The 9,330-nt window shown below is 73.4% G+C and carries 7 protein-coding genes and 1 pseudogene; 4 read left to right on the top strand and 4 right to left on the bottom strand.

The genetic code is table 11. From position 1 onward, the window contains the following. Both FH609_RS10790 and FH609_RS10785 read left to right on the top strand, forming a co-directional pair. Positions 1 to 132, top strand: a pseudogene (locus tag FH609_RS10790) (IS481 family transposase); the annotation flags it as partial. A 151-nt stretch (positions 133 to 283) separates the two neighbouring features. Then, positions 284 to 526 carry a DUF2630 family protein gene (locus FH609_RS10785; protein WP_139666699.1) on the top strand — a complete coding sequence of 81 codons (243 nt, stop codon included), beginning with the start codon at positions 284 to 286 and terminating at the stop codon, positions 524 to 526. A gap of 731 nt (positions 527 to 1,257) precedes the next feature. On the opposite strand, the gene FH609_RS10780 is transcribed toward FH609_RS10785, so the two are convergent. Continuing rightward, positions 1,258 to 2,214, bottom strand: coding sequence for an AraC family transcriptional regulator (locus tag FH609_RS10780; RefSeq protein WP_139666700.1), 957 nt, complete (start codon positions 2,212 to 2,214; stop codon positions 1,258 to 1,260). Positions 2,215 to 2,332: 118 nt separating this feature from the next. On the opposite strand from FH609_RS10780, the gene FH609_RS10775 reads away from it, so the two are divergent. Then, entirely contained in the window at positions 2,333 to 3,358 is a 1,026-nt protein-coding gene (locus FH609_RS10775) for a zinc-dependent alcohol dehydrogenase family protein (RefSeq protein ID WP_139666701.1), read from the top strand. A 242-nt stretch (positions 3,359 to 3,600) separates the two neighbouring features. Here FH609_RS10775 and FH609_RS10770 read toward each other — a convergent pair whose 3' ends face one another. Beyond that, the gene (locus FH609_RS10770; protein ID WP_226961550.1) at positions 3,601 to 4,371 is read right to left on the bottom strand and encodes an aminoglycoside 3'-phosphotransferase; all 771 of its coding nucleotides are present in this window, start codon (positions 4,369 to 4,371) and stop codon (positions 3,601 to 3,603) included. 79 nt (positions 4,372 to 4,450) lie between these two features. Between FH609_RS10770 and FH609_RS10765 the strand changes: the two genes are divergently transcribed. Continuing rightward, the gene (locus FH609_RS10765) at positions 4,451 to 5,278 is read left to right on the top strand and encodes a TrmH family RNA methyltransferase (protein ID WP_405378871.1); all 828 of its coding nucleotides are present in this window, start codon (positions 4,451 to 4,453) and stop codon (positions 5,276 to 5,278) included. A gap of 60 nt (positions 5,279 to 5,338) precedes the next feature. Here FH609_RS10765 and FH609_RS10760 read toward each other — a convergent pair whose 3' ends face one another. After that, positions 5,339 to 7,108, bottom strand: coding sequence for an ABC transporter ATP-binding protein (locus FH609_RS10760; protein ID WP_139666704.1), 1,770 nt, complete (start codon positions 7,106 to 7,108; stop codon positions 5,339 to 5,341). A gap of 232 nt (positions 7,109 to 7,340) precedes the next feature. Next, entirely contained in the window at positions 7,341 to 9,290 is a 1,950-nt protein-coding gene (locus tag FH609_RS10755) for a rhamnogalacturonan lyase (RefSeq protein WP_193317819.1), read from the bottom strand. Between the last annotated feature and the right edge of the window lie 40 nt (positions 9,291 to 9,330).

Genomic DNA, 9,330 nt, shown 5'->3' with positions numbered 1-9,330 from the left:
ACCACCAACACCGAACGAACCGCCGCACTGACCGACTACCTCCACACCTACAACTACCATCGCTCCCACACCGCACTCGGAGGCCAACCACCCATCAGCCGCGTAAACAACCCTGCAGGCCAATACACCTAGCCAGCGGCGATGGGGCTCGCCTCGCAGCGGCCCGGCGGGCCCGACTCGAACAGGGGCGAGCGGACTCGGCCCGGCGGGCCTCACCGGTGGTGCCAGCAGTCCCGGCCGGTTCGAATGGCCGACGCCGAGGCGCCCACCTAGGCTGACAAACATGGACGACAAGGACATCCTCGCCCGTGTCGACGAGCTGGTCGCGGAGGAGCGGGCCCTGCGGGACCGGTCCACCGGGCGCGGCCTCGCGGAGGAGGAACGGGTGCGCCTGAGCGACCTGGAGGTCCGGCTCGACCAGTGCTGGGACCTGCTGCGCCAGCGCCGCGCCCGCGACGAGTTCGGCGCCAACCCCAACGCGGCCGTCACTCGCCCCGCCCGCGAGGTCGAGGGTTACGAGTCCTGACGCCCGGCCCCTGCCGGGCGCCCCACGCGCGTCGGGCGCCGGGGCCTTCGGGTGCGGGCCGGTGGCCGGTGCGGGGCAGCCCGACTGGTCGTTTGTTGGTCAACGAGACTCTGCGGTGTGGTTGGGGTTCTGGCGCGGGCTACGACGCCTGGCCTACATGGCGCACGACCAGCCGGGTGCGGGCGTAACGAATACCGGCAAGAGGCTGGCTGGGAAGGGGGGCGCGGCTTCCGGAAGGTGGAGTTCGTTGCCGAACGGAGACCAGCTCTGGCGACCGTGCCCCACGGGCGCAGGGACCGCGCCGAGTTCGAGGGCCGTTTGGCCGCTGGGGGCGTGCGTAGCGCGCACCGGCTTCGCCGGCCTGCCCCGGCACGTCGCCCGTCTCGGACGTGACCGATCGTCGGGCGTCTCACGGGGACGGTGCCGGTTGGTCGTTGAGAGGCGGGTGGGTGGTGGGGTCGGGTCAACGACCACGCTGCCGCGCGAACAACGCCTGCCGTCCTGGTAGTCCGCGCGCCGCCGACTCCCGAAGGCGGGCGCGCGGGGGGTGGGGGACCTTTTTTCTAGGTGCCCGTTTGGAAGTGAACAGATCGTTCAACAACCCAGGCGCGAAGCGCCGCGCGTCCTCGTACGACGGCGACGGCATCGCCCCGGAGGTCGGCGACCCGCGCCGGGCCGGCCGACCCGGCGCACCTCGGTCAACGGGTCGCGGCCACCGCCAGCTCCCCCGCTCACGCGGAGCGCGCTCCCGTTCGCGCGGAGCGCTCCGCCCCGGGGCGTTCGCCGTTCCGGTACTGGCCGGGTGACATGCCCAGTTCCCGGCGGAACGCCTTCGCGAACGCGAACTCCGAGCTGTAGCCGCTGCGTTGGGCGACGACCCGGAGCGGGGCGTCGGTCGAGTCCAGCAGCCGCCCGGCGACCGTCATACGCCACCAGGTCAGATACGCCAGCGGCGGCTGGCCCACCACCGTGGCGAACCGCCGGGCGAACGCGGCCCGGGACAGCCCGGCCAGCCGCCCCAGCTCCGCGACCGTCCACGGGTGGGCCGGGTCCCGGTGGATCGCGTCGAGCGCGTCGGCGATCGCCGGGTCCGCCAGGGCGGCGGCCCAGCCCGTGGTCGCCTGCTCGGAGTGGTCGGCCAGCCAGGCCCGCAGGATGTACAGGAGCAACGTGTCCAGGAGCGCAGGGATCGCGGCGTCCGAGCCGGGCCCCGGCGCCTCCAGTTCGCCGCCGAGCAGGTCAACGGCCCCGCGCAGCGCCCGATGTGCCCCGATCCGCGCGGGCAGATGGACGACGGGCGGCAGCTCGGCGAGCAGCGGATGCGGCCGCGCGCGGCTCAGCCGGTAGGCGCCGCACAGCAGCAGCGTGGTGGGCCCGCCGCCCGGCTCCTGCGGCGCCTCCCACACCCACTCCTCGCCCCGACGAACGACGGGCACCAGGGGCGTGTCCGGCGCGTCGGCGAGACCGTAGGCCCCGCCCTGCGCCAGGAACACGACATCCCCCGCCGAGAGCGCGAGCGGCTCCCCGCCCTCGGGCGGCAACAGCCAGCAGGAGCCCTGGAGCACGACATGGAATCCGGCGCCCTCCGACGCCGGGAACCTCATCCCCCAGGGCGCCGAGCGGCATGTCCGCGACGAGTGCGGAACGCCGGTGCGCATCACGGCGATCGCATCGCTCAGTACATCCATGCCCCCGATCCTAGGCCGACCGCCCCGCGGCCATCCGTCCAGTGCGGAAGACGATGGGACAAATCCGCGAGACCGTGGGACATGGGGCGTCCAGCGAGGCGTCCGTAGCGTTCCCGGTATGGCAACGCACACATCCGATACGACACCTGTCCGCACCGTGTTCTTCGACGAGATCGGCGGCCCCGAGGTCCTGACCCTGCGGGAGGTCGCCCTGGCCGAGCCGGGCCCCGGGGAGGTCCGGGTCCGGGTCGACGCCGTCGGCCTCAACCGCGCGGAGGCGCTGTTCCGTTCCGGCGGCTACTACTACCCGGCCGCCCTCCCCGGCTCGCGGCTCGGCTACGAGGCGTCGGGCGTGGTGGAGTCGGTGGGCGCCGGCGTCACCGCTTTCGCCCCGGGCGACCCGGTGTTGACCGGCCCCGGGATCGAGATGAGCGCCCAGGGCGTCTACGCGGAGCGGGTGGTGCTGCCCGTCGATTCGGTGGTTTCGCGCCCGGCCCCGCTGGACGCCGTCGCCGGCGCCGCGCTGTGGCTGGCCTACTCCTCCGCCTACGGCGGGCTGGTGGAGGTGGGCGGGCTGCGCGCCGGCGACCATGTGGTGATCAACGCCGCATCGAGCGGCGTCGGCGTCGCGGCCGTCCAGACCGCCGCGCGCCTCGGCGCGTTTCCCCTCGCGGTCACCCGCACCGCCGCCAAGCGGCAGCGGCTGCTGGACCTCGGCGCCGCGCGGGTGATCGTCTCGGACGAGGAGGACGTGCCGGAGGAGGTCCGGCGGCTGACGGGCGGCCGGGGCGCCGAGTTGGTCTTCGACGCGGTGGGCGGGCCCGGCCTCCCCGAGTTGGCCACGGCGGCGACCGCCGGCGGAACGGTGGTCACCTACGGCTGGCTCGGCGGCGGGACCACGCGGATGCCGCTCAACTGGCCGCTCACCGTGCACGGTTACAACAACGTCGAGATGACGTCCTCGGCCGAGCGCCGGCGGCGCGTCAACGCCTTCCTGGCCGCCGGGGTCGGGGACGGCTCCCTCCAGCCGGTGGTCGGCGAGGTCCTCCACGGCCTGGAACGGATCGGCGACGCCCATCGTCTGCTGGAGTCCAACGCGCACATCGGCAAGATCGTGGTCACGGTCGACCACGGGAACGGCTGACCGGTCCGGACCGGTCAGCCGAGCGCACCGGACCGCACCGCACCGGACCGCACCGCGCCGGACTGGCTGGGCGTACGGGAACGGCCGACCGCGCCGGCACGGCCGACCCCAGGAGAACGGCCACCGCAGCGGAACGGCCCGCCGCGCCAGAACGGGCAGCCGTGCCGGGACGGCCGATCCCACGAGAACAGCCCAGCGCAGCGGAACGGTCCACCGCACGCGGTGTCCGCGACGCCGCCGGCTCACCCGCCGCCGGAGTCCTCCAGGCGCAGGTAGTGGTCCAGCCGCGCCCGGTCCGCGCCGCCAGGCCCCGGCCCGGGGCCAAGCCCAGGCCCCGGCCCCGGCCCCGGGTAGCGGCGCAGCAGCCGGGCCGCGTGGTCGGGCCCGTACTGCGGATTGAGGTCGCTGGTGAGGCTGCGGGAGAGGAGCGCGAGATCGGACAGCCGGTCGGCCAGCCCGAGCCGGCCGAGGTCCACCAGCCCGGTGACCCGGCAGGAGCCGGGGTCCAGCAGGACGTTGGGCAGACACAGGTCCCCGTGGCAGACCACCACGTCCGACGGGTCGGCGGCCCGCGCCCGCCACGCCGGCCCCCGGTCGAACGGGCAGTCGGCGGGCGGGAGTTGATGGAGCGCCCGGGCGATGTCGGCCAGCGCGTCCACCACGGCGTTCCGCCGCTCGGCCGGCCAGGGCTCGGCCGCCGAGCGGCCGGGCAGCGCGCCCGTCAGCAGCCAGCTGTGGCGACCGTCCGTGCCGGCGTCCCACACCTCGGGCGCCGGCAGGCCGCGCCCGGCCAGCCAGCGCGCCCGTTCGGCCTCGGCGAGCGGGTCGAAGCCGGTGTCCCTGCCGCCGTCCGGGCGCGTGCCGGCGTCGGCGGCGGCGACCTTCAGATAGCGCCCGTCAGCCAGGCGCAGCACCCGCGCGCCGGAGTGCCCGATCGTCACCGGCGTCCAGGGCTCGCCGCCGTACCGGCGGGCCAGGGCACGCCGGGGCCAGGGGGCGGGCTCGGGAGGCACGGCGGCCATGCTGCCGTGTAGCCTCTGCCCCCGGCAAGGCGAATTCTTCGAGGTGGGGCCAGGTGGGAGCCAGGTGGCGGTGCGGCGGATCACGACCAGGAACGCGCGCTTCCAGCAGTGGCAGGCGCAGCTGACCAACCGCACCAAGCGGCAGCGCGCCGGCGAGTTCCTGGTGCAGGGCGTGCGCCCCATCTCCCTGGCCGTGGAGCACGGTTGGCCGATCAGGACGCTGATCCACGACGCGGAGCGCCCGCCGACCGCCTGGGCCCGCCGGCTGCTGGCCGAGGTTCCGGCGGAGCGGGTGGCGATGGCGCCCGAGCTGCTGACCGACCTGGGCGAGAAGGAAGAGGGCCCGCCCGAGCTGGTGGCCGTCGCCGAGTTGCCGCCCGACGAGCTGTCCAGGATCGCGGTGGACGACGCGTTCCTCGGGGTGGTCTTCGACCGGCCGACCAGCCCGGGCAACGTGGGCAGCCTGATCCGTTCCGCCGACGCGTTCGGCGCCTCCGGGCTGGTGGTCACCGGCCACGCCGCCGACGTCTACGACCCCAAGTCGGTGCGGGCCAGCACGGGTTCGCTGTTCGCGCTTCCCGTGGTGCGCGCCCCGGGGCAGCGCGAGGTGCTCTCCTGGCTGGCCGAGGCCGCGCCGCCCGGCGGGCCTGTGACCGTGGTCGGCACCGACGAGGGCGGCACGGTCCCGATCGACGCCTGCGACCTGACCGGACCCGTGCTGCTCCTCGTCGGCAACGAGACCCGTGGCCTGAGCGCGGCCTGGCGGGAGCGGTGCGATGTGCTGGTGTCCATCCCGATGACCGGCTCGGCCAGTTCGCTCAACGCGGCCAACGCCGCCAGCGTGGTCCTCTACGAGGCGGCCCGCCAGCGCCGCGCCGCCGCCCACGCGCCGGCGTGAGCAGGGCGAACGGTGCGCGCGGGGCGCACGGCGGCCGCGCGCACGCCCCGCGCACGCCCGTCAGTTGAGCTGCCCCACCGTGAGCGCCGCATAGGCGCCGCCGCGCGCCAGCAGTTCCTCGTGGGTCCCGCTCTCCACGATCTCCCCGTGGTCGAGGACCACGATCCGGTCCGCGCCCCTGATCGTGGACAGCCGGTGCGCCACCACGAAGGTGGTCCGGCCGCGCACCAGCCGGCTCAGGGCCTGCTGGACCAGCGCCTCGGAGCGGGTGTCCAGCGCGGAGGTCGCCTCATCGAGGATCAGCACCCTCGGGTCGCGGATCAACGCCCGGGCTATCGCGAGCCGTTGGCGTTGGCCGCCGGACAGCCGCGCGCCGTGCTCGCCGACCACGGCGTCCAGCCCGCCGGGCAACCGGTCGACGAACTCCAGGGCGTTGGCCGCGGCCAGGGCCTCCCGCACGGTGCCCTCGTCCGCGTCGTCCATGCCGTAGGCGACGTTCTCCCGGACGGTGCCCTCGAAGAGGATCGACTCCTGGGGGACGACGGAGACGAAGCGCCGGTAGGTCCGCAGGTCGAGGGCGCCCATGTCCACCCCGTCGAGCAACAGCCGTCCCCGGGTGGGCCGTTCGAAACCGATGAGCAGGTTGAGCACGGTGGACTTGCCGGCGCCGGACGCCCCGACCAGCGCGATCGTCTCGCCGGGCGAGACGGTCAGGCTCAACCGGCTGACGGCGGGCCGCCGTTCGTCACCCTCGTACCCGAAGGACACCTCGTCGAAGGTGAACGCCCCCCGCACGGCGGTGACTTCGGCCTTGCCCTCGTTCTCCTCCAGGGCCGGCGCCTGAAGCACCTCGCCCACCGAGCGGACCGACTCCAGTCCCTTGGTGACGACGGGCATCAGGGAGAGCAGCGTGGTGGTCGAGTTGGTCAGCGTGGCGAGGAACGCGCTGAGCATCACGACGTCGCCGGCGCTGACGTCCCACACCTCGTAGTAGGCGACCAGCGCGGCACCGGTGAGGAACGACAGGCCCAGGATGTTCAGCAGGACCCAGGAGGCCGACGCCACCCGGCCGTTGAGCAGGTCGAGGCGCATCGCGGAGTCCAACACCCGCCGCAGGGTGCCGTTCATGCGGCGCAGGGCGCTGTCCTCCAGGCCGTGGGCCCGGGTCACGGAGATCAGCCGGGTCATCTCCGCGACCCGCGTGGAGAGTTGCTCGATGTCGCGGCGGAAGTGCTCGTTGCGGGTGCGGAGTCGGAGCCGCATCCGCATCACCAGCAGGGCGGCGCAGGGCACGACCACCAGGAAGATCGGCAGGAACTCCGGGGCCCGCAGGCCGATGATGACCAGGCCGCCGATCAGCACGGTGCCGGCGCCCAGGCCCATCTCGGAGGTCTGCTGCACCATCTGTTCGATGGTCTCGACGTCGCGCACCACCTTCGCCTGGAGCACGCCGGCGCTGACGCGGTGGTGGTAGCCGATGGACAGCTGCTGCATCCGGGTGCAGAGCGCGGAGCGCAGCGCGGTGCCCATCCGCCGCACGCTGCCGTACATCAGGCGCACCCAGAGCAGGTGCAGGGGGAGGTTGACGAGCAGGATCGCCAGCACCAGACCGGCGCTGGACCAGAGGTTGCCGATGGGCAGATGGTCCACGACGGTGTCGACGATGGCGGCGGTGGTGAGGGGCAGCAGCCAGACGGGGCTGTGCTTGACGGTGAAGACCACGAACGCCAGGGCGATCCGCCAACGGTCGGGGCGGAGCAGCCAGACGAGGGTGCGGACCGGGTGTTCGCCTCGGTATCGATGTTCGAGCGGGGCTACCGGCGGGGCCACGGTGGATTGCCTCCAGATGGAAAGCGCTTACGGCCACCACGACCCTACCCCCGCGCACCCCCGCCGACCCGCTCCATTTCCGGCGTTCCGCACCGGCTTCCGGCGTTCCGCACCGGCTTCCCGCGTTCCGCCCCGGCGCGTCGGTTCGAGCCGGGCCGGGGCGGAACGTTCGGGCCGGGGCGGGGCGGAACGTTCGGGCGGTCGGACGTTCAGCCGGTGCGACGGGCGTCGGTCACCGACGGTCCGCGTACCGAATCCGGGGCGCCGCCGGCTGCTCCATGCCCTCGCCGATGAAGAAGCTCGGGTGCGGCGGCTGGTTGTACGCGGTGTTCTGCCAGGCCACCGCCGTCCGGTACTGCGGGTCGTGCATCAGCGTCGGCAGCCGCAGCTCGGTCGGCTCGTCGGTGGTGAACACCCGCAGCGCGGACTCGTCCTGGGTGCGCAGCAGCACCTCCTCGCGCCAGTCGCCGTAGAGGTCGGCCTGGAGCACCGGGTTGCCCTTGGTGTAGTTGTTGCTGTAGGTGCCCTCGGGCCGGAAGATCACCCGCTGCTCGCCCGCCTCCGGGTCCCACTTGGCGACGAACGGGGCGCCCGCCGGGTCCACGCCCTCCTCGAAGTCGTGGTCCAGGATCTCCCGCAGCGGGTCGCCGTCCCACCAGATCACGAAGTTGGCCGACGGGATCGACGTGCCCAACAGCTCGCCGGCGGCCGAACGCAGCTCGCCGTCACGGGAGTTCCACGCGCCGTCCGCCGTCACCGCCCACGCCTCGGCGCCCGGGTGGGCCGGGTCGATGTCGGCGGCGGCGCCGCGCCCGACGTCGGTGTCGGCCGGCATCCCGTAGAGCACCTCGCCGGTCCCAGCGTCCCGGAACGTGCCGCCCCGGTTCCCCGAAGAACTCATGCTCTCGTGCACAGCGAAGACCTCAAGCCCCGGCCTGCCCGGGTCCAGGTCGCCCAGATGCGCGGCGTCCCCGTGGCCAAGTCCCGTGCTGTACAGCGGAGTTCCGTCGTCGTCCAGCGCCATCGAGCCATAGACCAACTCGTCGCGCCCGTCGCCGTCCACGTCCCCGACCGCCAGGTTGTGGTTGCCCTGGCCCGCGTACCGCGAGCCCGCCTCGTCGGAGTCGAAGAACCAACGCCGGTTCAGCTGGCCCTCGTTGAAGTCGTAGGCGGCGACCGTGGTGCGGGTGTAGTAGCCACGGGCGAACAGCACCGAGGGGTGCTCCCCGTCCAGATAGGCGACGCCGGCCAGGAAACGGTCGCCTCGGTTGCCGTAGCAGTCGCCCCAGTCGCAGATGTCGCCCCGGCCCGGCTCGTAGTCGATCGTGTCCAGCGCAGCGCCGGTCTCGCCGTCGAAGACGGTCAGGAACTCGGGGCCGTCGAGGATGTAGCCGCTGTCATTGCGGTGGTCGGCGCCCGCGTCGCCGATGACAGTGCCCTCGCCGTCCACCGTGCCGTCGGCCGTCTTCAGCGTGACCTCGGCCGAGCCGTCGCCGTCCAGGTCATACACCTGGAACTGGGTGTAGTGCGCGCCGGAACGGATGTTGGGGCCCAGGTCGATCCGCCACAGCTGCTCGCCGTCCAGCGTGTAGGCGTCCAGATAGGTGTTACCGGTGTATCCGGCCGAGGAGTTGTCCTTGGCGTTGCTCGGCTCCCACTTCTGGACGACCTCGTAGCGGCCGTCGCCGTCCAGGTCGCCGACCGAGGCGTCGTTGAGGTGGTAGGTGTACTCCACCCCGTCGGGCGACACCCCGCCCTCGGGCCGGTTGACGGGAATGTCGCGGTACTGCCCCGCCCACACCCCGAACTCCTCGGTCTCGTCGACGGGTTGGCCGTCGACGACGGCCTCGATCCGGTAGACCGAGTCGACGCTGCCGTCCGGGTCCACCAGGTTGGTGGCGCCGGTCAGCGGGCCGGCATTGACCAACTCGCCGTCCCGGTAGACGTCGAAGGCGATGGAATCCGGGTCGAGACCCAGCAGCCGCCAGCTCACCAGCACGCCGTCCTCGGTGGGCACGGCGACCGGCGCGCGGTCCAGGGCCTCCATCTCCCGTGCTGCTGCTGCGGGTTGGTCGTCCGATGTCGGTCCGGCGGGCTGGGCCCCGGCGGGGTAGGCGACGGTCGCCATCACCACCAGGGTGGTGAGAACGGCGACGCGCGCCCCTGCGGCTCTGCTGTGCATGAGGGTGAACACCTTCCTTGAGTGGCCGAGTTGATGGTGC

The sequence above is a fragment of the Streptomyces sp. 3MP-14 genome (assembly GCF_006334905.2).
GTDB classification, from domain to species: domain Bacteria; phylum Actinomycetota; class Actinomycetes; order Streptomycetales; family Streptomycetaceae; genus Streptomyces; species Streptomyces triticirhizae.
This window is presented reverse-complemented; position numbering and strand designations above follow the sequence as displayed.